The following is a 22352-nucleotide window of genomic DNA, read 5'->3' on the forward strand; positions in this document are numbered from 1 at the left end:
CCGGGTGGCGCATCCTCGCGTGCGTTTCGGGCGCGTTCCGGGTATGCGGGCGCGTTCTCGGTAAAGGGCGTCAGCCGCGCAGGGCCACGTGGAAGGACGAGGCCCAGAGCACGATCGCCGCGCCCAGGCCCACCACGACGCGGATCGTTTCCGCGGTGGTGCCGGCCGCCAGGACGACCAGCCCGACGATCGCGACCGCCGTCAGGAAGATGGCGGTCCACTTGTACTGCCCCTGGTCGTAGAGGCGGGCGAGCGGAAAGAAGTGCAGCCCCACGACCAGGCAGATCCCGATCGGGATGAACGCCGGGTGGCCCGAGACGTTCGACAAGGCGATCACCGCGAAGATCGCCACCAGTTCGGCCGCGTTGACCAGGCCGACCCCTCGGTTCCACTTCTCCGGCAGACGGACCAGACGGGTCACCGGACCCGCCGTGCCCCGGTAGGCGAGCACCACCGCGCCGGCGGTCACGAGGGCGGCGACGACGCCCAGCGCGACGGCCACGGGCATCGCCGCTATTCCCGAACCGCCCGCGAAGGCCCATACCAGGGCGAAGACGGCGAGGACGATCGCGCCGCGGCGGCGCAGATTACGCGAGAGCGTGAGGCACTCGGCGTCGGTGGATTCCGTAGTCATGGCGCGGACCTTACAGCGATGATCCACGATCATCCGACCGGCTTGTCTATTTTCAGCCAGTCCGACTCGCACCCGGCTCGAACGAAGCCGTGGCCCGAGCGTCACGGAAAGCGTGACACATGTCAGCGCGGCGCCTTTTTCCCTGTTCCGCCGCAATTCCCCGGCACATGATTACGGCCGGAAGCGAAACACATCACCAGGACGTTGTTTCTCGAATTCTCGGAAGGTGCGAAAGCATGGGGGTTGATGCGCTGGAGCGCACTGCCGTGAAGCCGGATTCCGACGGCCTGACGGGAGTGCGGCTGCACACACGGATGCCGGTCACACCGGCCTGGCTCGCCCGGTACGTCGTACCGGTCGCCCGCGCGCTGAACGAGGCGGGCGCTCCCGCCGTCCAGCTGCGCCGCGGGTGGCTCCACGGGCCGCACGTCGACATCCTCGCCCGCGACGCGAGCGGCGTCCCGGGCGGCGGCCCCGACTGGGAGGCCGTCGCACGAGGCCTGGACGCCGGCCCGCTCGACCCGCCCCGGGCCCTCACCGAGGAGACCTACCTCGGCCAGGCGCGCGAGTTCGGGCGCCTGGAGGCCGTCCAGCCGCCCTACCTGCCGCTGCGCGAACACGGCGCCGTCGAACGGATCGAACCCGGCGAGCGGCCCGGCGCCACGCCCCGCGACCCGCGCCTCGACCGCTTCCGCACCGTCGTGCACGGGGCCCTGACACCCGCACTCCTGCGGACCGTCGACGACCTCGCCGGCGAACCCGGCTCCGGCACCCTCCGGCTCGCCGAGGCCTTCGTCGCGCTCGCCGACACCCACACCCTCGGCCTCGGATACGGGGTCTTCTCGCCCCGCTCCCACGTCGAGGCCTTCCTTGCCTGGGCCGCGCCCACCAAGGACGTCCGCCCCGTCTTCGCCGAGCGCCTCGCCAAGGACGCGCCGGTGCTCCGCAGGGTCGTCGAACAGCGGCTGAGCGGCGAGGTCTCCGCGACCGCCGCCGCCTGGCGCACCGGACTCGCCTACGGGGCCGGCGCGCTGGAGAGCGCGGTCGCCGCCGGGACCCTCACCCTCGACCTGCTCGACGGGGCCACCGCCGGGCTCGACCGCTCGGAGATGGGCCCGCCCGGAGCCACCACGGTCGTCCCGCAGGGCGAGCAGCCCGACAGCGACTTCCACCGGACCGTCGGCGCGGCCGGGGTGACCTCGGCCCCGTCCCCGTGGTTCGCCTCCTTCCGCCTCCTGACCAACCTCTTCTACGAGCAGCTGCCGCTGCTCACCGTCTCCCCGATGCAGCGCTACTACACCTGCTTCGCCGTCGCCGAGACGGTCGACCAGGTCCTGGGCGTCTCCTGGCGCGAGCGGATCGCCGGCCGCCTGCCGAACGCCCCCGCCGGGGAGACGAGTTCCGCCGCCCCCGCCCCGAGCGCCGCTCCGGGCACCGCCACCGAGGGAGCCCTGCGATGACCGCCCCCGTGATCGGCAGCCCGACGGACCCGCGCGGGGCCACACCGCCCGAGCCCGCGACCGTACCGCCGCCCACCGCGACACCCGTACCGGCCGCCGACGCGACGACCGCGCAGACGCCCGCCCCGACCCCCGCCGCCGGCCCCCCGTCCGCCCCAGAGCCCCTCTGGTTCCTGCGGGTCAACCCGCTGCGCCGGGCCCGGCTCGCCGACGCCGAGCTGCGGCGGCAGCTCGTCCTCCTCACCGCCGCCGAGCAGACCCTCGCCGAGGCCTCCGCCGCCGCGTCCGACGAGCTGTACGAGCGGATCGGCGCCGCCGCCGACGACGCCGAACGACGCGAACTGATCGCCCTGCGCCGGGCCGTGAACAGCGGCAAGGCCCCCAAGAAGACGCCCGGGCCCGCCTCCCCGGTGCTCGACGCCTGGCTCCGGGCCCGCCAGGAGCGCGACCGGGTCCGCGCGGAGCTCGTCGCCGGCTACCCCGACGCCGCCGAGCGCGAGCGCGGCGTCCTCGCCGAACTCCTCGGCGACCCCGACCTGCTGCGCTCCCTCGCGCTCGTCGCCCCCGAGGTCCACCAGGAGGCCGAGCGCTACCGCGCCGCCGTCCGGGCCCCCGGCAAGGTCCCGGCCAAGTCCCGCAAGTCCGAGCGCGGACTCATCCAGTACGTGACCCGTGCCATGGTCCGTACGAGCCCGCTCGCCCGCTTCACCGCCGTCGGCATCGCCGAGCCCGACCCGGCCGCTTCCGGCCCCGACGAGGCCGGCTTCCCGGGCGCGACCGCCTTCCCCGGCCTCGACCGCGTGATGCTCAACTACGTCCTCGGCGGACTGCCGGACCCGGCGGACCGGGCGATCGAGGACATGTGGATCGGCCTGCCGCCGACCTCCGCGCCCGACCCGGCGGCCGGCAAGCTGTTCTTCCTCAAGCCCTCGCCCGAGGGGATGCGGCGCGCCGCCGTCGCCCTCGACGGCCCGGCCGGTGACCTCCTCGACGCGGTCTCCATGGGCCCCCGCCCCTTCCCGTCCGTCGTCGCCCACGTCGCCGAACGCTCCGGCATCGCCGCCGAGGACGCCGACCAGAAGGTCCGCGGCGCCGTCGCGCAGGGCCTCCTCTGCACCTTCCACGCGGCCGAGGACGGCTCCACCGACTACGACGTCCTGCTCACCCCGGACGACCCCCGTCCGGTCACGAAGCGGCTCACCGACCGGGTCAAGGCCGGAATGCCCGCCTTCACCGCCGCGCCCGCCGACGAACGCGGCGCCGCCCTCGCCGAGTTGCGCGGCGCCCTCGGCGAACTCAGCCACGCCGCCGGCCGCCCCGCGCACGTCACGGTCGAGGAGGACTACGTGATGCCGCCGCTCAAGGTGGCCACGGAGCCCTGGAAGGAGTCCCTGAAGGACCTCGGCCCGGCCGTCGAACTCCTCACCGTCTTCGACTGGCTGCACGACGTGCGGGTCCTGATGACAGCCGCGTTCGTCGAGCGCTTCGGCCCCGGCGCGAACGTCCCGCTCGCCGCCCACGCCCCCTTCGTCGTCGGCGAGGTGTCCCGCCGCGCCGCCGCCATGGCCGCCGTGTACGGCCCCGACGGCCCCGGCGACCCGACCGCCCTCAAGGGCATCGGCCCCGCCGACGGCTCCCTCGAGCGCATCTACGAGCTGCGCCGCGAGGTCACCGAGGAGCTCCACGCCCTCATCGGCGGGGCCGTCGAGCGCGGCGACGACACCCTCCGGATCAGCCCGGAGCAGGTCGCGGGCCTCACCGGCGACCTGCCGGAACGATTCCGCCGCGACCCGCTGATCTACGGCATCCTGCTCCAGCGCGGTGACGGCCACCTCGTCCTCAACGACGGACTGCCGGGCCACGGCATGCTCTACGCCCGCTTCCTGGAGGCCGACCGGCGCCTCGGCGGCCGCGCCCTGCCCCGCCTCGCCGAGCACGTACGCCGGGTGTACGGCTACGACGGCGCCCGCGTCACCGAGGACCTGGGCCTGCACCGCCTCAACGTCAACGCCCACACCCCGATCCTGCCCGGCGGCCTCACCCCCGACGACTGGTTCGGGCTGCGGCTCGCCCACGACCCCGAGACCGACTCGCTGCGCGTCGAGGACGCCGACGGGGCCCCGCTGCGGGTCCTGCCGCTCGGCACCGGCCACCCCGGCCTCTTCCCGCCGCCGCTCTCCGTCGCCTCCGGACTCGCCATCAGCGGCCGCCTCTTCAACGCCCTGCCCAACAGCTGGCACGCCGCCACCCCCTGGGACAGGGCCACCACCCGCACCGCCCCCCGCATGGCCGTCGGCGACGTCCTCATCGGCCGCCGCCGCTGGTACGGGGGAGAGGAACTCGGCGCCGCCCTCGCCGCCGGGCCCGAGGAGCACGAGCGGCTGCTCGCCCTCAACGCCTGGCGCGCCAAGTACGGCGTCCCCGAGGAGGTCGTCGTCAAGACCGTCCCCGAGGACGAGGGCCCGCTCTCCGTCGGCGCCCCCGACATCCAGTCCAAGCGCCTCCAGCAGAAGCCCCAGTACGTGGACCTGAGCAGCGCGCTCGGCGCCCGCGTCCTGCCCCGGATGCTGGAGCGGCGCGGGGCCGACACCGGCGGCAGCTACCTGGAGGAGGCGCTGCCCGGCGTCGTCGACGGCAGCCACGCCACCGAGTGGGTCGTCGAGGTCGGCCGGACCGCCGGCGGCCGCTTCACCTACCACCCGAGCACTCAGGCAGAGGAGCGGTGACGATGCTCAAGGCACGCCCCGACCTGCACTACGCCCCCATCCCCGGCGGCGTCTACTTCAGCGGCGCCCGCGCCCAGTTCGTCCTGCGCGGCTCCGAGGTCCTGCACGCCGTCGCCCAGGGCTGCGTCCCGCTCCTGGAGGACGGCACCGACGAGGACGCGCTCGTCGCCGAGATCGGCACCGAACGCGCCCGCCCCGCCGTCCGCCTCCTCGTCGACAAGCTCCGCGAGAACGGACTGCTCCTCGACCCGGCCGCGCACACCGCGCCCGAACCGCCCGCCGCCGTACGGGAACGCCACACCGAGGCGCTCGCCCGCCTCGAAGGCCTCCTCGACGACCCGTACGGCGCCTTCGCCCGGCTCCGGGCCGCGACCGTCCTCGTCACCGGACCCGCCACCGCGACCGGACCCGCCGTGCGCGGCCTGCGCCGGGCGGGGATCGGCACGGTCCTCACCGGTACGGACGGGCCGGCCGGCGCCCCGGACGCGGTCCTCGACATCCGCGAGGACGACGGGACCGGCTCCGTCGAGGCGCCCCTCGTCGTCCCGGTGCTGCTCGGCGGCACCGGCGTCACCCTCGTCGGCCCCGCGGTCACCGGCCCCGGACCTGCGGTCACCGGCCCCGGACACCCCGCCGCGGGGGCCGCGTTCCGCGACCGGGCCCGTGCCTGGGCCGCCGCCGAGTCCACCGCGCCGGCGCCCCGCCCCATGGCGGACGCGCTGGCCGGCGCCCTCGGCGCCCAGCTCCTCGTCGACGTCCTGACCGGCACCGCCGACCCGGGCGAGGCCCACGTCGTGCACGGGACGGACCTGGTCTCCGACCGGGTGTCCGTCGAGGGAGCCCACCCGGCGGCCGCGACCGGCCGACCGGGCTCCCTCCCCGAGACCCCGGAGCAGCCCTCCGACCTCGGCACCGCGCCCGCCGAGCCCCGCCCCGAACCCGACGAGGCACGCGAGACGGCGACCCCGCTCGCCGCCCGCTGGACCGGGCTCCTCGCCCTCACCGAGGGCGCCGACCTGCCCCAGATGCCACTCGCCCTGCGCGCCGCCGAACTCCGGTCCGGCGGCCGCCCCCCGACCACGGTCCTCGCCTGGGCCGCCCACCAGGAGACCGCCACGGTGGCGGCCACCCTGGCGGCCCTCCGGGCCCTCATCCCCGGGGCTCCCACCCCGGCGGCCGGCCCGTCCGCCCACATCCCCGGGGCTCCCACCCCGGCGGCCGGGCTCACCAGGGAACACTGGCTCCTCGACGGCGCCCTGCGCCTGCTCGCCGAGGAGACCCGGCCCCTGCCGGCGACGACCGTCACCCCGCACGTGCCGCCCGCGGCCCTCCCGGCGGGCGCCCCCGCCGTGGCCGCGGGCGGCGAGGAGGCGCTCGACCCCGAAGGCCTGCGGATACTCGCCGCCCTTCGCCGCCTCCTCGGCCCCGAGCCCCACGTGCGGTTCCACTCCCTGCCCGGCCTCGGCTGGCGGCTCGCCGAGGTGACCGCCGACGGCGCCCGCCTCGCCCGCGCCTGGGGCGCCGACGCGGCGGAAGCCGCCCGGAACGCCCTGTGCACCGCGCTCGCCCGCACCCAGACGAGCACGGAGCCGGGCACCGTCGACCCGCTCTCCACCGACGCCCTGCTCTTCGCCGACCGCGCCGCCCTCGACACCCTCCGGGCCGACCTCGCGGCACGCTCCGGCACCACGTACCGGGGCACGGCCGTCCGCCACGACCCGGTCCTCGGCGAGCTCCCCCTCTGGTACGGCCCCGTGGAGGCCCACGATGCCCACTGACACCCTCGCGATCTCCCTCGCCCTCGGCCCCGGGCTCGACGCCCACCCCGCCGACGAGGACTGGCGCTCCGTGCTCGACGTCCTCACCGACGTCTTCCCGGAGTCCACCGTCGCGGTCGACCGCGGCTGGCACCTCGACTGGGAGCGGGAGCGCCTCGACGGGGCCCGCGCCGCAGGCCGCGACCACCTCTCCGTACGCCTCCGGGGCGACGAGGTCCTCGTCGGACCGCTCTGGCGGGCCGGCACGGACGCGGGCTGCGCCGGCTGCGCCGAGGTCCGCGACCGGACCGTGCCCGACCACCCGCTCGTCGGAGACCTCCGGCAGGCGACCGCCGCCCCCGGGCCGGGCGCGCCGCTCCTCCCCGAACTGCTCCGGGCGACCCTGGAGCACCTGGTGAGGCGGCCGCTCGGGCCCGGTGAACTCTTCTCCGTCTCGCCGCGCGGCCTGCGCCGCCACCGCGTCGCCCGCAGCTTCCACTGCCCGCTGTGCGGACCGGCGTACGACCGCCTCGACGGCACGCGGACGCCGGCGCCGCTCGCCCTGACCGGCCGGCCCGCCTTCCCGGACGACTGCACCCGCACCGCCGCGAGCCGGCTGGTCGAGCGCGGGGTCCTCCAGGACCGGCTCGTCGACGACCGCTTCGGACCGGTCCGCGCCCTGCTGCGCGAGTCCCGTGCCCCGTTCGCGATGAGCATGGCCGTGGTGCCGGACGCCCCGGCCATGGGCCACGGCCGCGCCCGTACCTTCGCCGAGACCGGTCCGGTGGCGGTCCTGGAGGCGTACGAACGGCTCGCGGGCTTCCCGTACGACATCCCGGTGCTCACCGACCGCTCGTACACGGAGGTCGCCGACCACGCCGTCGACCCGGCCGGTCTCGGGCAGTACACGGCCGAGCAGCTCGCCCATCCGACCAGCCGGGCCACGCCGTTCGACGCGGACACCCCGATGGACTGGGTGTGGGGCCACGACCTCGGCGACGGCCGTCCGCTGCTCGTCCCCGCCGACCACGCCTTCTACCAGTACGAGTACAACCACCGCCGGGACCGCAGGGCCGCCCGCGCCGCCGGGACGCCCGGCCGCAAGCACTACTTCTACGAGTCCTCCAGCGGCTGCGCCGTCGGCGCCAACCTCGAAGAGGCCGCCCTGCACTCGCTGTTCGAGCTGGCCGAGCGGGACGCGTTCCTGCTCTCCTGGCACCGGGCAGCCCCGCTGCCCACCATCCCGAACTCCTCCCTCACCGACCCCACCAGCCGCGCCATGATCGAGTTGATGGAGTCGCGCGGCTTCGACGTGCACCTCCTCGTCGCCACCCAGGACATCGGCCTCCCGGTCGTCTGGGTGCTCGCGGTCAACCGGCTCAACCCCTTCCCCGCCACCTTCTCCTCGGCCGGCTCCGGCGCCGACCCGCAGTCCGCGATCCGCGGCGCCCTGCGCGAGGTCGCCCAGCTCGTCACCAACCCGGTCGACTGGACCCGCGAGACCGTCGAACCGATGGTCGAGGACCCGTGGCTGGTCCAGGAGCTGGAGGACCACGTCCGGTTCTCCTCGCTGCCCGAGACCGCCGCCCGCGCCACCGCCGCCCTCGGCGGCCCCCGGGTCACCCTCGACGAGGCCTTCCCCGGCTGGCCCGGGCGGATGGAACGCGGCTCCGGCGGAGACGTGCGCGGCGCCCTGGACTTCGTCCGCGGACTCTTCGCCGAGGCCGGGCTCGACCGGATCGTCCTCGTCGACCAGACCAGCCGCGAGCACGCCGACGCGGGCATCCACGTGGCCCGCGCGGTCGTCCCCGGCATCGTCCCGATGTGCTTCGGCCACGCCCAGCAGCGGCTCGCCGGACTGCCCCGGCTCACCGCCGCGCTGCGCGGCACCGGGCAGGAGCACCGGGCGATCCCCCTCGACCCCCACCCGTTCCCGTGACGGCCCCGACCGCCCCGCGTGCCGCATCCGGCGACTCCGCCGCGGCCGGGGCGTGGACCCGGCGCGGCCCCGTCGACCTGCCGGGACCCGAGGGCGACAACAGCATCGCCCGTGAGCCCCTCTGGTACGCGTACGGGGCCGGGGACGACGCACCGGAGGCGCCCCCGTGGACCTGGGTGCCGCAGCCGCCGCCCGACACCCACGTACCGCCCCCGCCGCCGCGCGGGGGCGGCCCGCGCGAGCCCCTGCCGCTCGGCACCCACGACCGTCTCGCGGGGCTGCCGTACCCGGCGCTGCCGGGCCCCCTCGGCAGCGCCGACCGTCCCGCGGCCGAGCCGGTCGCCGACCGGCTCGGCCGCGCCCTCGTGACCGCCTTCGGACCGCAGCGCAGGGAGCCCGAGAACCCCTACAACGACCACCGGCCGTACGCCTCGCCGCGCTGCCTCTTCCCCGTCCACGCCTTCGTGGACGGGGGCGCGGGCATGCCGTGGCGGCTTCTGGAGCCGGACCGGCACGCCCTCACCGGCGCCCCGGCCGCCCCCGCCCGGAACGTCGTGCTCACCGGCCGGTACACCAGCGTGCCGCCCGCCTACCAGTGGTTCCGCGGTTCGCTCATCGCCATCGAACTCGGCTTCGTGCTGCGGTCGTTGAGCCTGGGCCTTGAGCTGTTCGACGTCCCCGCGCGGCTGCGGCCGCCCGGGCGGGACGCCCACCGCCTGCTGCCCGCCCTCGGCCTCGACGACGCCTGGGCCTGGTCCCTCCCGTTCGTCGTGGAACTCGACGGCGAGGAGGGCCACGCGCCCCCCGAGCCGCCGGCCCTGGCGGGACACGCGCCCACCGAACCCCCGGACCACCTGCCCCGTACCGACCCCGCCCTCGCCGCGCTCATCCGCGTCAACCGCGAGCAGACCTACGACGGCGCCGCCGCCCCGCTCACCACCGCCGTCCCGGCGGACCTCGCCCCCTCCGCGATCGCGCCGGACTGGGCCGAGCTGCTGTGGCGGCGCCACTCCGGACGCATGCCGCGCGCCCTGCACGGCATGAGCGGCCGGCGCCGTACGGTACCCGCCGAGGCCCTCGACAGCGCCGCCCGCTGGCTCTCCGTCCCCCCGCCGGGACCCGAACTCGCCGCCGCCTTCGAGGCGTTGAAGGTGACCGCGGTCGTCCAGGGCGTCACGGGCCGGACCGACGGCGTGCACCTGCTGCGGGACGGCGCCGCCCACCTGCTGCGCGCCGACCCGACCGCGCCGCGACGCCTGGAGGAGCGGTACGGCTACGGCCTCTCGCCCGTCAACGGCTGCGGCATCCACGACGCGCCCCTCACCGTGTTCCTGTCCGTACGGACCCGGGAGCTCTTCGAGCGCCTCGGGACCGCCGGCTGGGGCGCCGTGCAGCACGCCGCCGGCTGGGCCGCGCACGGACTCTGCCTGTCCGCCGCCGCCTCCGGCCTCTTCGCCCGCCCCGTGCGGGCCTTCAAGGAGATTCCCACCCAGCGCGTCCTCGGCCTGGACCCCGACGAGATGATCGTCCTGTCCGTGGTCGTGGGAGTACCGCAGGACACCGGCGGCGCGCTGCTCGACCTCAGACTCTGAAGGAGCGTCCCGTGACCCCGACCCCGCCCACCACGCCACGGCGGACCGCATGGACCGCCTGGCACCTCCACCTCGGCACGACGGCCCGGTCGGCACACGACCGGGTCGTCACCGATGTCATCGGCCCCACGATCCGCGAACTCCCCCCCGGCACACCGTGGTTCTTCATCCGCTACTGGCAGTCCGGCCCCCATCTGCGCCTGCGCGTCGGCGACCTCGACGACGCGGCGCGCGCCCGCGTGGCGGCCGCCCTCGCCGAACGCCTCGCCGTCGCCGGCGCGCCCGCCGAGGGCGAGGAGCCGCTCGACCCCGCCGCCTACCGCAGCGGGGCCGAGCGGCTCGCCGCCGCGGGCGAGACCGGCGAGAACACCTCGGTGAAGGCCCTGCTGCCCCCCGGCGTCCACCCGGCCGTCTACGAGCCGGAGTACGACCGGTACGGCGGCGCGTCCCTGATGCCCGCCGCCGAGTCCCTCTTCGAACTGTCCAGCGCCCTCGTCCTCGCCGCCCTGCCCCGGGTCACCGGCGAACGGCAGCGGGCGACGCTCGCCCTGCGCGGCACCGTGGCGGTCGCCGCGGCCCTCGGGGACCCGGCGGAGCGCGCGTACTACTACGCCCACGGGCTCGGCGCCTGGCGCGCCTGGGCCGCCGAGGCCGGGCACCCGGCCGGACTCCTCGACACGATCACCCGGGTCGAGGGGACGGTCGCCCTCGACCCGGCGGCCCACGGCCCGTTCGCCGGCTGGCACGCCCGGATCGCCGCCCACGCGGAGGAGATCCGGGAGCAGTCCCCGTCCCACCCCGGCATGGTCCTCTTCTCGCACGCGCACATGCTCCACAACCGGCTCGGCCTGAGCCTCCTGGAGGAGCTGCGCACCTACGCGGTCCTGGCCCACGCGTTCCCGCTGCCGGCGAACACCCCCGTACCGCAGCACGCTTGACCCCCCCACGGGGAACACGAAAGGCCCGGCCGGTCTCCCGGTCGGGCCTTTTCGTGGTGCGCGTCCCCGCTACTCGGGGCGCGGGTCCCAGCGGAAGCTGCGGACGGCGATCAGGGCGCCGATGACACCCCAGCCGGCGAGGACCGCGAGGTCCCGCCACTGGAAGCCGGCGTCCTGGGTGAACAGCGCCAGCATGGCGTCGTTGAACGGCTTCACGGGCAGCAGGCCCGCGATGGTGTTGAGGAGCTCCGCGTGGATCGGGAAGTAGCTGCCCGAGATGAAGACCAGCGGGAACTGGATGAACTGCACGACGGCCGGGGCCGCCTCCGAGTTCTTGATCAGCGAGGCCACGCCGACGCCGAGCGCGCAGAAGCTTGCCGCGCCGAGCACCAGGGTCAGCAGCACCGCGCCCCAGTGGGTGGGCAGGTCGACGCCGTACAGCGCGCCGATGCCGAAGACCAGCGCGACGTCCACGATGCTGACGACGACGCAGTGCACGAGGAGGCCCGCGAAGTACACCCAGGCGGGCAGCGGCGTCGCGTGCAGCCGCTTCAGCACCCCGGTCTGCCGGCGCATCGCGAGCACGATCGCCAACTGGCCGTAGCAGGCGCCGAGTACGGACACCGCGGCGATCACCGGCGTGTAGTACTGCATGCCCGTCAGGCCGAAGAAGAAGTCCTGGCCCTCGCTGCCGCTGAAGACGGCGCCGAAGATGCCGATGATGACGATCGGCAGCACGAACGTGAAGACCATCGACTGCGGGTTGCGCCAGAACGACAGCTGTTCGTAACGGATCTGATGGCCCAGCAGGGCCAGCGGGTTCCGCTCGCGCGGGGCGTCCGCGCGTGCGGACGGGACCACCGGTGCGGTCTCCGTGGTCGGGGGGATGAGCGTGGTCATGAGCGGCTCCGTCCGGGTCGGCGGCCTCGTCCCGCGGGCGCCTTGCGCTCGCGCGCGGACGACGGCGAGGAGGCTTCCTGCTGTACGTACTCCTTGGTCAGGCTCAGATAGACGTCCTCGAGGGTCGGCTGCTCGACGGTCAGCCGGTCCAGCGGAGTCCCCCGGTCGAGGGCCCAGCCGGTCAGCCGGTGCAGCGCGGCCGTCGGCTCGGTCGTCTCGGCGGTCACCAGGCCGTCCTCGACGTCGCTCACCGGCAGGGGTACGTCGGCGAGCGCGGCGCCGTCCGGCAGCGCGAAGCGGATCCGGGTCTGGGCGCTGTCCCGGCCACCGAGGGTGTCCGGGGTGCCCGAGGCGACGATCCGGCCCTCGGCGATCACCACGACCGAGTCGGCCAGGGCCTGCGCCTCGTCCATGTAGTGGGTGGTGAGGACGATGGTGGTGCCGTCGTCGCGGAGATTGCGCACCACGTCCCAGGCGCCGCGCCGGGCGTTCGGGTCGAAGCCGGTCGTCGGCTCGTCGAGGAACAGCAGCCTGGGCCGGCCGACGACGCCGAGCGCCAGGTCGAGACGCCGCTTCTGGCCGCCGGACAGGTCCTTGACCTTGGCGCCCTTCTTCTCGTTCAGACCGACGAGGTCGAGCAGTTCGTCGACGTTCCGCGGGTCCGGGTAGTAGCCGGCGTTGCGGGCCACGGTCTCCCGTACCGACAGATAGGGCTCCACGGCGATGTCCTGGAGCACCAGGCCCACCTGGCCGCGCAGCCAGTGGCCGTCGGCCTTCACGCCGGGGTCGCGCCCCAGGACCTCGACGCGGCCGCCGTCGCGGTCGCGGAAGCCCTCCAGGATCTCCAGGGTGGTGGTCTTGCCCGCGCCGTTCGGCCCGAGCAGGGCGAAGATCTCGCCCTCGGCGACGCTGAAGTCGACGCCGCGCACGGCCTCGTGGTCGCCGTACCGCTTCTGCAGGCCTTCCACGGCCACCGCGGCGGTCACCGCGGTCCCTCGGCTCGTGTCACTGTGTGCCTCCCGGTGTGGGTGTCGTGGGGTCGTCGCCCGCAGACGGACTCCCGGGCGCAGCCTCGACGTTAGGCGCGGTCAGGAGGGCGGGACCGGGCGCGCCGGGGCGGCGGTGACGGACGTCATGGAAGCCGCGACAGTTGTCAGCGCGGGGCGTGACCCGCGTTGCCGGGGGCCGGTGGGCCGCCCATGCTCGGGGTGCGGCGGACGGCCGGGCTGCGGGAGACCGCGGCCGGCGACGCCGAAGGTGCCGACACAGCAGCGACGCGGAAGGCGGTCTCAAAGGTGCGGTTCGGGGATCTGGACGAGTGGGGAGGGGAGGAGCGGCCGCACGTCTCGGTGGTCGGCGCCGGCATCGGCGGCCTGACGCTGGCCGGCGCGCTCTCCTCCATGGGTATCGCGTACACGGTGTACGAGCAGACGCGGCGGCTCGCCGAGGTAGGGGCGGGGGTCCAGCTCTCGCCGAACGCCGTCAGGCCGCTGCTCCGGCTCGGCCTCGGCCCGGCCCTGCGCGAGCGGGCGGTGGCGATCGACGCCATGGAGGTACGTGGCTGGAGCGGGCGGCCGATCGCCCGGACGCCGCTGGGCGCGGAGTGCGAGGGGATGTACGGCGCTCCGTACTACACGGTGCACCGGGCGCATCTGCACGACGCCCTCCTCACGCTCGTCGACGAGGGCAGCCTCAAGCTGGGCGAACGCCTCAGCGAGGCGCGGGAGACGGACGGGGCGGGAGACGGCGTCCGGCTGGCCTTCGAGGACGGGACCGTCCGCGGGGCGGAGCTGGTGGTCGGCGCCGACGGCATCCACTCCACCGTCCGCGAGGCGTTCCGGCGCGACGAGCCGGAGTTCTCCGGGCTCGGCATCTACCGGGGCCTGGTGCCGATGGACCGGCTGCCGGACGCGGCCCGCGCGCCTCTGGTGCGCCTCTGGCTCGGCCCGGGCGGGCACTTCGTGTGCTACCCGGTCGCGGCGGGGGAGTACCTGAGCTTCGCGGCGACGGTGCCGATGGCGCAGTCCCCGGGCGAGTCCTGGTCGGTCCCCGGCGATCCGGAGGCGCTGCGCCAGGTGTTCGGCGGCTGGAACGGTCTGGTCGCGGACGTGGTGGGCGCCGTGGAGACGACCCTGCAGTGGGCGCTGCACGACCGCCCGCCGCTGGACGTGTGGTCCTCGCGGCGGCTGACCCTGCTCGGTGACGCGGCCCACCCGATGCTGCCGTTCATGGCGCAGGGCGCGAACCAGGCGGTCGAGGACGCGATGGACCTGGCGGCCTGCCTGGCCGATCCGGCGCCGTCGACGACCGCGGCCCGGCTCGACCGCTACCAGTCGCTGCGGATCCCCCGCACGGCGGAGATCCAGCGCGGCTCGCGCGGCAACGCGGGGATCCTGCACCTGCCCGACGGCCCGGCGCAGCGCCGCCGCGACGCCCGCATGGCGGTTCACGCGGCCCTGCGTGACCGGGCGATGCTGTACGCGCACGAGACGGGGAGGAGCGTGCTGCCGACCCCGGCGTGATCCGGCTATTGGCCTAGACCTATTGTGCGGCCCTGTCCGCGACGGTACGTTCGACCCGGCTGCGCAGCCGGCACATACCGCACCGCATCGCACCGCAACGCTCCACATCGCATCGTCACGCACTCCGCCGGGGCATCCCGGCGTTTTCAGGAGGACATGCCATGTACCGTCGCATCGCAGCCGCACTGGCCACCGCGGCCACCGCCGGAGCCCTCGCCCTCGGCACCGCCGCCTCCGCCGAGGCCGCCCCCGGCCCCGGCTTCTACGCCCGCAGCCACCACTCCTCGTACGCCGAATGCCAGGCGGCGGGCGTCGCGGGCCGCCACATCTGGGGCTCGATCTTCTTCTGCGAGCCCTTCACGTCGACCCGCCCGGACGTCATAGTCCTCTGGGTCCGCTACTGACCGGAAAACCAGGCCCGCGCCGCCCCAACGGCGCGGGCCGACACCCGCCACGCGGGCAGGGGTCAGCACTCGATGATGTTCACCGCGAGGCCGCCCCGCGCGGTTTCCTTGTACTTGACGCTCATGTCCGCGCCCGTCTCCTTCATGGTCTTGATGACCTTGTCGAGGGAGACCAGGTGGCTGCCGTCGCCGCGCATCGACATCTTCGCCGCCGTGACGGCCTTGACCGCCGCCATGCCGTTGCGTTCGATGCAGGGGATCTGGACCAGGCCGCCGACCGGGTCGCAGGTCAGGCCCAGGTTGTGTTCCATGCCGATCTCTGCCGCGTTCTCCACCTGTTCCGGCGTGCCGCCGAGGACCTCGGCGAGGGCGCCGGCGGCCATCGAGCAGGCCGAGCCGACCTCGCCCTGGCAGCCGACCTCGGCGCCGGAGATGGAGGCGTTCTCCTTGAAGAGCATGCCGACCGCGCCGGCCGCCAGCATGAAGCGGACGATGCCGTCGTCGTCGGCGCCGGGCACGAAGTTCGTGTAGTAGTGCAGGACGGCGGGGATGATGCCGGCCGCGCCGTTCGTCGGGGCGGTGACGACCCGGCCGCCGGCCGCGTTCTCCTCGTTCACGGCCATCGCGTAGAGGGTGATCCACTCCATGGCGTGCGTCTTCGGGTCGCCCTCGGAGCGCAGCTTGCGGGCCAGGTTCGCGGCGCGCCGGCGGACCTTCAGGCCGCCGGGCAGGATGCCCTCGCGGGACATGCCGCGCGAGACGCAGGACTGCATGACCCGCCAGATCTCCAGCAGGCCCGCGCGGATCTCGTCCTCGGTGCGCCAGGCCTTCTCGTTCTCCAGCATCAGCGCGGAGATCGACAGGCCGGTCTCCTTGGCGAGCCGGAGCAGTTCGTCGCCGGTGCGGAAGGGGTACTTGAGGACGGTGTCGTCGGGGACGATCGGGTTCTCGCCCTGGACGGCGTCCTCGTCGACGACGAAGCCGCCGCCGACCGAGTAGTACGTCTTCTCCAGGATCGGGGCGCCCTCCGCGTCGTACGCGAAGATCGTCATCCCGTTGGCGTGGTAGGGCAGCGCCTTGCGCCGGTGCAGTATCAGGTCGGCGTCGAAGTCGAAGGGGATCTCGTGCGCGCCGAGGAGGTTGATCCGGCCGCTGGTCTTGATCCGCTCGACCTCGTCGTCGGCCGTCTCGACGTTCACCGTGCGCGGCGAGCTGCCTTCGAGGCCGAGGAGGACGGCCTTGGGGGTGCCGTGGCCGTGGCCGGTCGCGCCGAGCGAGCCGTACAGCTCCGCCCGGAGGTGCGCGGTGTGGGCGAGCAGGCCCTCGTTCTTCAGGCGGCGGGCGAACATCCGGGCCGCACGCATCGGTCCCACCGTGTGGGAGCTCGACGGGCCGATGCCGATCGAGAACAGGTCGAAGACCGAGATGGCCACGGGATGACTCCTTGTGGGGGCTAGACGCCGTTGTCTGCCGGGGTGGAGCAGAGAAGCGCGGGGAACAGCGTGATCACATGGGGTGGGGCACCACGCTCACTGTCCAGTGTGCGCGGTGCCCCGAAGGTTCGTACGAACAAAAGGGTACGAAATTACTTCAGGCCGGGGTACAGCGGGTGCTTGTCGGCGAGCGCCGTCACCCGGGCCTTGAGCGAGGCGGCCTTGTCGGCGTCGAAGCCGGGCTTCAGGGTCTCCGCGATGATGTCGCCGACCTCGGTGAAGTCCTCGGCCTGGAAGCCGCGGGTCGCGAGCGCCGGCGTACCGATGCGCAGACCGGAGGTGACCATCGGCGGGCGCGGGTCGTTCGGAACGGCGTTCCGGTTGACCGTGATGCCGACCTCGTGGAGCCGGTCCTCGGCCTGCTGGCCGTCCAGCTCGCTGTCGCGCAGGTCGACGAGGAGCAGGTGGACGTCCGTGCCGCCGGAGAGGACGGAGACGCCGTGGGCGGTGACGTCGTCCTGGACCAGGCGCTCGGCGATGATGCGGGCGCCGTCCAGGGTGCGCTGCTGGCGCTCCTTGAACTCCTCGGAGGCCGCGACCTTGAAGGAGACGGCCTTGGCCGCGATCACGTGCTCCAGGGGGCCGCCCTGGAAGCCGGGGAAGACCGAGGAGTTCAGCTTCTTCGCGAACTCCTTCTTCGCCAGGATGATGCCGCCGCGCGGGCCGCCGAGCGTCTTGTGCGTGGTGGAGGTCACCACGTCCGCGTACTCGACCGGGTTCGGGTGCAGACCGGCCGCGACCAGACCCGCGAAGTGGGCCATGTCGACCCACAGGTAGGCCTCGACCTCGTCGGCGATCCGGCGGAACTCGGCGAAGTCCAGCTGGCGCGGGTAGGCGGACCAGCCGGCGATGATCACCTTCGGGCGGTGCTCCTTGGCGAGGCGCTCGACCTCGGCCATGTCGACCAGGCCGGCCTCGTCCACGTGGTACGCGACCACGTTGAACTGCTTGCCCGAGAAGTTCAGGCGCATGCCGTGGGTGAGGTGACCGCCGTGCGCCAGGTCCAGGCCCAGGATCGTGTCGCCGGGCTGGGCGATCGCGAAGAGGGCGGCCTGGTTCGCGGAGGCGCCGGAGTGCGGCTGGACGTTGGCGTACTCGGCGCCGAACAGGTCCTTGATCCGGTCGATCGCGATCTGCTCGGCCACGTCGACGTGCTCGCAGCCGCCGTAGTAGCGGCGGCCCGGGTAACCCTCGGCGTACTTGTTGGTCAGGACGGAGCCCTGCGCCTCCATGACGGCGACCGGAGCGAAGTTCTCCGAGGCGATCATCTCGAGCGTGGACTGCTGACGGCGGAGCTCGGCGTCGACGGCGGCGGCGACGTCCGGGTCCAGCTCGTGGAGGGGGGTGTTCAGAAGCGACATGAATCGATCCCTAAGGGTCTCGGGCCCGGTCTCAGTTCCCGGCGAACGCGGTGTACTCGTCGGCGGAGAGCAGCTCGTCCGGCTCACCGGTGACGCGCACCTTGAACAGCCAGCCACCCTCGAACGGAGCCGTGTTCACCAGCGACGGGTCGTCCACCACGTCCTGGTTGGCGGCGACGACCTCGCCCGTCACGGGGGAGTAGAGGTCGCTCACGGACTTCGTCGACTCGAGCTCACCGCAGGTCTCGCCCGCGGTGACGGTGGCGCCGACCTCGGGGAGCTGGGCGAAGACGACGTCACCGAGCGCGTTGGCCGCGAACTCCGTGATGCCGACGGTCGCGACGCCGTCCTCGGCGGCCGACAGCCACTCGTGCTCCTTGGTGTAGCGCAGCTGCGTGGGGTTGCTCATGGCCTGATTCTCCTGGATCGGGGGAGTGCTGATGAACGTGGGTCTTGCGGGGTGAGACGGGAAGTGAGACGGATGCGTCACTTCCGCGGCGCGGACGTCACTTCTGGCGCTTGTAGAACGGCAGCGCGACGACCTCGTACGGCTCGTGGGTGCCGCGGATGTCCACACCTACACCCTGGGTGCCGGGCTCGGCGTGCGCCGCGTCCACGTACGCCATCGCGATCGGCTTTCCGAGGGTCGGCGACGGGGCGCCGGAGGTGACCTCGCCGATCACCACGCCGTCCTTGACGACCGAGAAGCCGGCGCGGGGCACCCGGCGGCCCTCGGCGACCAGGCCGACCAGCTTGCGCGGCGGGGCGGTCTCGGCGCGCTCGGCGGCCTTCTCCAGGGCCTCGCGGCCGACGAACCGGCCTTCGTTGGTCGTCTTCTCGAACTTCACGACCCGGCCGAGGCCCGCGTCGAAGGGGGTGAGCGAGGTGGTCAGCTCGTGGCCGTACAGCGGCATGCCCGCCTCGAGGCGGAGCGTGTCGCGGCAGGACAGGCCGCAGGGGATCAGACCGACCGGGGCGCCCGCCTCGGTCAGCGCCTTCCACACGCCCTCGGCGTGCTCGGGCTTCAGGAACAGCTCGAAGCCGTCCTCGCCGGTGTAGCCGGTCCGGGCGATCAGCGCGGGGACTCCGGCGACCGTGCCGGGGAGGCCGGCGTAGTACTTGAGGCCGTCCAGGTCGGCGTCGGTGAGCGACTTCAGGATGCCGGGGGACTCCGGGCCCTGCACGGCGATCAGCGCGTACGCGTCACGGTCGTCGCGCACCTCGGCGTCGAAGCCGGCCGCGCGCCCGGTCAGCGCGTCCAGGACGATCTGCGCGTTCGAGGCGTTGGCGACGACCATGTACTCCGTCTCGCCGAGGCGGTAGACGATCAGGTCGTCGAGGATGCCGCCGTCCTCCTGGCAGATCATCGTGTAGCGCGCCCGGCCGACGCCGACGGTGGAGATGTTGCCGACGAGGGCGTGGTCGAGGAGCTCGACGGCCTGCGGGCCGGTGACGGTGATCTCGCCCATGTGGGAGAGGTCGAAGAGGCCCGCCTTGGTGCGGACGGCGACGTGCTCGTCCCGCTCGCTGCCGTACCGGAGCGGCATGTCCCAGCCGGCGAAGTCGGTCATGGTCGCGCCCAGCGAACGATGCAGGGCATCGAGGGCAGTCAGACGGGGGGCAATGCTCATGGGTGGCTCCCGGGTCCCAAGGGCGTGATCGGTGACGAAACACATGACGGGCGAGGACGTCCTCCCCATCTGTCATGGAACCTGAGAGGTTCACCGAGGGCATCCTCGGCTTGCACCTTGGGTGGGGACACGGCAGGGTGTCCCGCTTTTCAGATCTGCCTCATCCACGCGGTACGGGGCCTGAGAGATTCAAGGGAGGGTCTTGCTCCTTCGGCGTCCGGACACGACGTGCGGTCCGGAACTCTCCCGCGCGGATTCGAGCGGCCGGTATGCGATTGTGTGGCGACTGTGCGCGCCTGGCGCGCACATCATTGCACGCGAGCCCGACGGGGCACATCGCTTGTGTCCCATTACCGTTTCTTTACACTTTGTGGGCAAGGGTCTTCCCGGGCCCGGCAGGGGGAGAAGCGATGAGGATCCAGCACACCGGCGCGTACGCGTCGAGTACCGGCATACCGTCCCAGCGAGCCCGCGCCAGGACCCGCGGCCGCGGCCGGCTCCTGCGCGACCTGCGCGAGCGCGGCGGCAGGGGTCCCCGCGCCCTCACCTTCGCCGCCGGTGACCTGGTGGTCGTCTCCGGGCTGCCCGGCAGCGGCAAGTCCACCCTCATGAAGCGGGCCGCCGGGGGCGCCGCCATCGACTCCCAGGACGCCCGCGAGCGCTGGGACGCCCGGATGCCGCGGTTCCTGCCGTACGCCGTGTACCGCCCGCTCGTCCGGCTCGCGCACTACGCGGGGCTGCGGCGCGCCCTGCGCTCCGGCGCCGGGGTGGTGGTGCACGACTGCGGCACCCAGTCCTGGGTCCGCGGCTGGCTCGCCCGCGAGGCCCGCCGCCGCGGCCGGGCCCTGCACCTGGTCCTCCTCGACGTCGCCCCGGACACCGCCCGCGAGGGCCAGCGCGCCCGCGGCCGGGGCGTCTCCGCCTACGCCTTCGCCCGGCACCGGCGGGCCGTCGGGCGGCTCGTCGCGGCCGCCGAGTCGGGCCGGCTGCCGCACGGCTGCGCCTCCGCGACCCTCCTGGACCGGGAGGCGGCGGACACCCTGCGGAAGATCGGCTTCAGGGAGACCACCTGAGCCGGGGGCCGACACCGTCGGAGCCCGGGGCCGTCGGCGCCCGGGACCGCCCGCGCCCCCGACCGGCGACCTCCGGGGCGTGTGACGTACCTCCCCCGCCCCGCAGGGTCCTCGTACCCTTCTTTTTGGCCACGGCGGTGCCGGGGCGGCGTTAGGGTGCTGCCGGGCGGCCGGTGCGGCAGGCCGTGCGAGGAGGGGGAACGGGACCGTGGACGTGACGTGGCCGGGCAACGAGCTCGAAGAGGTCCTTGCCGCCTCCCTCGGCAACCCCGCGGCGGGCGGCCGGCTGGTCGAGGTGCTCGGCCGCAGCCCGGTCTGGGTGCCGCTGCCCAACGGCGGCGGACCCGACAGCCCCGACCTCGACCTCGCCACGATGGAGATCGACGGCGCGGCGTACGTCCCCGTCTTCAGCTCCGAGGAGCAGTTCCTCGCCGTCGTCGGCGGCCACATGTCCTTCACCGTCGCCCCCGCCCGCGACTTCGCCCGCGGCCTGCCCCCGCAGCTCGGCATCGCCGTGAACCCCGGCGGCACCGTCGGCGTCCCGCTGCCCCCGCCCGCCGTCGCCGAGCTCTGCCGGGCCGGCCGGACCCCGCTCGACGGCCCCGCCACCGGCGGCCGGGTCCGGCTCTTCGAGCCCGACTGGCAGGACGATCCCGTCGACTTCCTCGCCGCCGCCTCCGCCGAGTTCGAGGCGACCGGCGTCGTCACCACCGCCCGCCGCACCCTCGCCAGCGTCGAGGGCACCGAACCCGCCCTGTTCATCGGCGTCCAGCTCGCCGCCTGGGACGGCGTCGACCGCAACGCACCCCTGGACGCCCTCGGCCGCGCCCTCGGTCAGGTCGAGGTCGCCTGGCCGGTGAACCTCATCCTGCTCGACATGGCGCAGGACCCGGTGGGCGACTGGATGCTGGAGCGGGTGCGGCCCTTCTACCAGCGCGCCGCCGTGTGACGGACGGCCTGTTTAAGCTGAACTGATTCGGTGGACACAAGAGGGGCGGAACCCAGGGTGAGCGCGTCAGGCACCGCTGCGGCTGGACAGGTCGAGCACATGCTGCGCCAGGTGGCACCCGGACGCTACGACGCGTACGAGCAGCTGCTGCACGCCCTCGCCGACGGCGAGCTGTGGATGCTGCTCTGGCACGGCACGCCCGGCTCGGCGGACGCCCAGTACGGGAACATGGAGGTCGACGGCTTCGGCTACGCGCCCTGTGTGACCTCCGCCCAGGAACTGTCCGCCTCGGGCTGGCAGCGCGCCCACGAGCTGGTCACCGGCCGTGAGATCGCCCGCGCCCTCTACCCCGACCGCTGGGGCGTCTGGCTCAATCCGCACGCCCCCGGCGGCGGCGTCGGCATTCCCTGGGCCGACCTGCGGCGGATCGCCACCGGCCTCGACCGGATGCCCGCCGGGCCGCTCCGGGTCGGCGAGCCCACCCTGGAGCTCCCGCAGTTCTACGCCCTGCTCACGCAGAACGCGCACCGCACCCCGGCCGTCCGGGCGCTCCGGCGCGGCTGGGTGCAGCCCGCGCTCGGCACCCCGTACCTCGCCATCGGTCTCGATCTGTACGACACCTCCCCGGCGGCGGTCGACGCCGTGCGGGCGATGATGCGCCAGTCGATCGGCGCCGTGCCGGAGGGGCTGCCGGTCTCGACGGTCGCGCTCTCCGACGCGTACGACCCGGTGGCGCTCTGGCTGCGGGCGAACGGGCGGCCGTTCTACGACCGCGAGGCGCACGCCGGGCGCGGCGCGGCGGCCGTCCCCGGCTACGGCTACCCGCCCCCGGCGCCGTCCGGATACTGAGACGTCTCCCTTTCCGCACCGCACCCCACCGGCCTCCGGAGTTCGCTCCGGAGGTTTTCGTTCGCCCCAATAGAGCCGGTGGAACGCCCAGTTGAGCGACATGTCCGATTGGGGGGAAGAGGCC

General features: G+C 74.2%; 18 protein-coding genes and 2 riboswitches. Of the genes, 11 read left to right on the forward strand and 7 right to left on the reverse strand.

What is annotated here, in order from left to right; all coding sequences use genetic code 11:
• Positions 1-70: 70 nt before the first annotated feature.
• Entirely contained in the window at positions 71-634 is a 564-nt protein-coding gene (locus DEJ43_RS25725) for a hypothetical protein (protein ID WP_015036316.1), read from the reverse strand.
• A 236-nt stretch (positions 635-870) separates the two neighbouring features.
• On the opposite strand from DEJ43_RS25725, the gene DEJ43_RS25730 reads away from it, so the two are divergent.
• The 6 genes from DEJ43_RS25730 to DEJ43_RS25755 are packed head-to-tail and all read left to right on the forward strand — an operon-like array spanning position 871 to position 11046.
• Positions 871-2094: a hypothetical protein gene (locus tag DEJ43_RS25730; RefSeq protein ID WP_223831100.1), complete on the forward strand. Its 1224-nt coding sequence runs from the start codon at positions 871-873 to the stop codon at positions 2092-2094.
• Positions 2091-4820, forward strand: a complete 2730-nt coding sequence (locus tag DEJ43_RS25735) for a lantibiotic dehydratase (protein ID WP_015036318.1) — start codon at positions 2091-2093, stop codon at positions 4818-4820. Before DEJ43_RS25730 ends, DEJ43_RS25735 begins: the two co-directional genes overlap by 4 nt.
• Positions 4821-4822: 2 nt before the next feature.
• On the forward strand, positions 4823-6598 hold the full coding sequence (locus tag DEJ43_RS25740; RefSeq protein ID WP_051025936.1) for a hypothetical protein: 1776 nt from the start codon (positions 4823-4825) through the stop codon (positions 6596-6598).
• Positions 6588-8516, forward strand: a complete 1929-nt coding sequence (locus tag DEJ43_RS25745) for a TOMM precursor leader peptide-binding protein (protein ID WP_015036320.1) — start codon at positions 6588-6590, stop codon at positions 8514-8516. The genes DEJ43_RS25740 and DEJ43_RS25745 overlap by 11 nt, the downstream gene beginning before the upstream one ends.
• On the forward strand, positions 8513-10108 hold the full coding sequence (locus tag DEJ43_RS25750; RefSeq protein ID WP_071891506.1) for a nitroreductase family protein: 1596 nt from the start codon (positions 8513-8515) through the stop codon (positions 10106-10108). Before DEJ43_RS25745 ends, DEJ43_RS25750 begins: the two co-directional genes overlap by 4 nt.
• An 11-nt stretch (positions 10109-10119) precedes the next feature.
• On the forward strand, positions 10120-11046 hold the full coding sequence (locus DEJ43_RS25755; protein ID WP_015036322.1) for a thiopeptide-type bacteriocin biosynthesis protein: 927 nt from the start codon (positions 10120-10122) through the stop codon (positions 11044-11046).
• Positions 11047-11115: 69 nt separating this feature from the next.
• Here the strand turns inward: DEJ43_RS25755 and DEJ43_RS25760 are convergent, their stop codons facing one another.
• Entirely contained in the window at positions 11116-11946 is an 831-nt protein-coding gene (locus DEJ43_RS25760) for an ABC transporter permease (protein WP_015036323.1), read from the reverse strand.
• Complete coding sequence (locus DEJ43_RS25765; RefSeq protein ID WP_015036324.1) at positions 11943-12932, reverse strand: ABC transporter ATP-binding protein; 990 nt, start codon at positions 12930-12932, stop codon at positions 11943-11945. The genes DEJ43_RS25760 and DEJ43_RS25765 overlap by 4 nt, the downstream gene beginning before the upstream one ends.
• A gap of 213 nt (positions 12933-13145) precedes the next feature.
• On the opposite strand from DEJ43_RS25765, the gene DEJ43_RS25775 reads away from it, so the two are divergent.
• Positions 13146-14468 (forward strand): FAD-dependent monooxygenase, encoded by a 1323-nt coding sequence (locus DEJ43_RS25775; RefSeq protein WP_015036325.1) that lies wholly within the window; start codon positions 13146-13148, stop codon positions 14466-14468.
• Between the two features lie 161 nt (positions 14469-14629).
• Positions 14630-14872, forward strand: coding sequence for a hypothetical protein (locus DEJ43_RS25780; protein ID WP_015036326.1), 243 nt, complete (start codon positions 14630-14632; stop codon positions 14870-14872).
• 62 nt (positions 14873-14934) lie between these two features.
• Here DEJ43_RS25780 and DEJ43_RS25785 read toward each other — a convergent pair whose 3' ends face one another.
• From DEJ43_RS25785 to gcvT, 4 genes are all read right to left on the reverse strand, one after another.
• Entirely contained in the window at positions 14935-16305 is a 1371-nt protein-coding gene (locus DEJ43_RS25785) for an L-serine ammonia-lyase (protein WP_015036327.1), read from the reverse strand.
• A 152-nt stretch (positions 16306-16457) separates the two neighbouring features.
• On the reverse strand, positions 16458-17726 hold the full coding sequence (locus DEJ43_RS25790; RefSeq protein WP_015036328.1) for a serine hydroxymethyltransferase: 1269 nt from the start codon (positions 17724-17726) through the stop codon (positions 16458-16460).
• A 31-nt stretch (positions 17727-17757) separates the two neighbouring features.
• Positions 17758-18135, reverse strand: a complete 378-nt coding sequence (gene gcvH, locus DEJ43_RS25795) for a glycine cleavage system protein GcvH (RefSeq protein ID WP_041662890.1) — start codon at positions 18133-18135, stop codon at positions 17758-17760.
• A 97-nt stretch (positions 18136-18232) separates the two neighbouring features.
• On the reverse strand, positions 18233-19357 hold the full coding sequence (gcvT, locus tag DEJ43_RS25800; protein WP_015036330.1) for a glycine cleavage system aminomethyltransferase GcvT: 1125 nt from the start codon (positions 19355-19357) through the stop codon (positions 18233-18235).
• Positions 19358-19416: 59 nt separating this feature from the next.
• Positions 19417-19515: riboswitch (glycine riboswitch) on the reverse strand.
• 1 nt (position 19516) lies between these two features.
• Positions 19517-19616: riboswitch (glycine riboswitch) on the reverse strand.
• Positions 19617-19767: 151 nt separating this feature from the next.
• Here gcvT and DEJ43_RS25805 point away from each other — a divergent pair.
• The 3 genes from DEJ43_RS25805 (at position 19768) to DEJ43_RS25815 (ending at position 22228) form a co-directional block, all read left to right on the forward strand.
• Positions 19768-20430, forward strand: a complete 663-nt coding sequence (locus DEJ43_RS25805; RefSeq protein ID WP_015036331.1) for an AAA family ATPase — start codon at positions 19768-19770, stop codon at positions 20428-20430.
• Positions 20431-20638: 208 nt separating this feature from the next.
• Positions 20639-21379 (forward strand): enhanced serine sensitivity protein SseB, encoded by a 741-nt coding sequence (locus DEJ43_RS25810; protein ID WP_015036332.1) that lies wholly within the window; start codon positions 20639-20641, stop codon positions 21377-21379.
• 57 nt (positions 21380-21436) lie between these two features.
• Entirely contained in the window at positions 21437-22228 is a 792-nt protein-coding gene (locus DEJ43_RS25815; protein WP_041662891.1) for an enhanced serine sensitivity protein SseB C-terminal domain-containing protein, read from the forward strand.
• Positions 22229-22352: the final 124 nt, after the last annotated feature.

The sequence above is a fragment of the Streptomyces venezuelae ATCC 10712 genome (genome assembly GCF_008639165.1).
Taxonomy (GTDB): Bacteria; Actinomycetota; Actinomycetes; order Streptomycetales; family Streptomycetaceae; genus Streptomyces; species Streptomyces venezuelae.

Bases quoted from the DNA above. Each gene is read 5' to 3' on its own strand.
- DEJ43_RS25805 (WP_015036331.1), top strand. From the start codon at position 19,768: ATGAGGATCCAGCACACCGGCGCGTACGCGTCGAGTACCGGCATACCG.
- gcvT (WP_015036330.1), bottom strand. From the start codon at position 19,357: ATGAGCATTGCCCCCCGTCTGACTGCCCTCGATGCCCTGCATCGTTCG.
- DEJ43_RS25760 (WP_015036323.1), bottom strand. From the start codon at position 11,946: ATGACCACGCTCATCCCCCCGACCACGGAGACCGCACCGGTGGTCCCG.
- DEJ43_RS25735 (WP_015036318.1), top strand. From the start codon at position 2,091: ATGACCGCCCCCGTGATCGGCAGCCCGACGGACCCGCGCGGGGCCACA.
- DEJ43_RS25725 (WP_015036316.1), bottom strand. From the start codon at position 634: ATGACTACGGAATCCACCGACGCCGAGTGCCTCACGCTCTCGCGTAAT.
- DEJ43_RS25730 (WP_223831100.1), top strand. From the start codon at position 871: ATGGGGGTTGATGCGCTGGAGCGCACTGCCGTGAAGCCGGATTCCGAC.
- gcvH (WP_041662890.1), bottom strand. From the start codon at position 18,135: ATGAGCAACCCCACGCAGCTGCGCTACACCAAGGAGCACGAGTGGCTG.
- DEJ43_RS25740 (WP_051025936.1), top strand. From the start codon at position 4,823: ATGCTCAAGGCACGCCCCGACCTGCACTACGCCCCCATCCCCGGCGGC.
- DEJ43_RS25780 (WP_015036326.1), top strand. From the start codon at position 14,630: ATGTACCGTCGCATCGCAGCCGCACTGGCCACCGCGGCCACCGCCGGA.
- DEJ43_RS25790 (WP_015036328.1), bottom strand. From the start codon at position 17,726: ATGTCGCTTCTGAACACCCCCCTCCACGAGCTGGACCCGGACGTCGCC.
- DEJ43_RS25745 (WP_015036320.1), top strand. From the start codon at position 6,588: ATGCCCACTGACACCCTCGCGATCTCCCTCGCCCTCGGCCCCGGGCTC.
- DEJ43_RS25775 (WP_015036325.1), top strand. From the start codon at position 13,146: ATGCTCGGGGTGCGGCGGACGGCCGGGCTGCGGGAGACCGCGGCCGGC.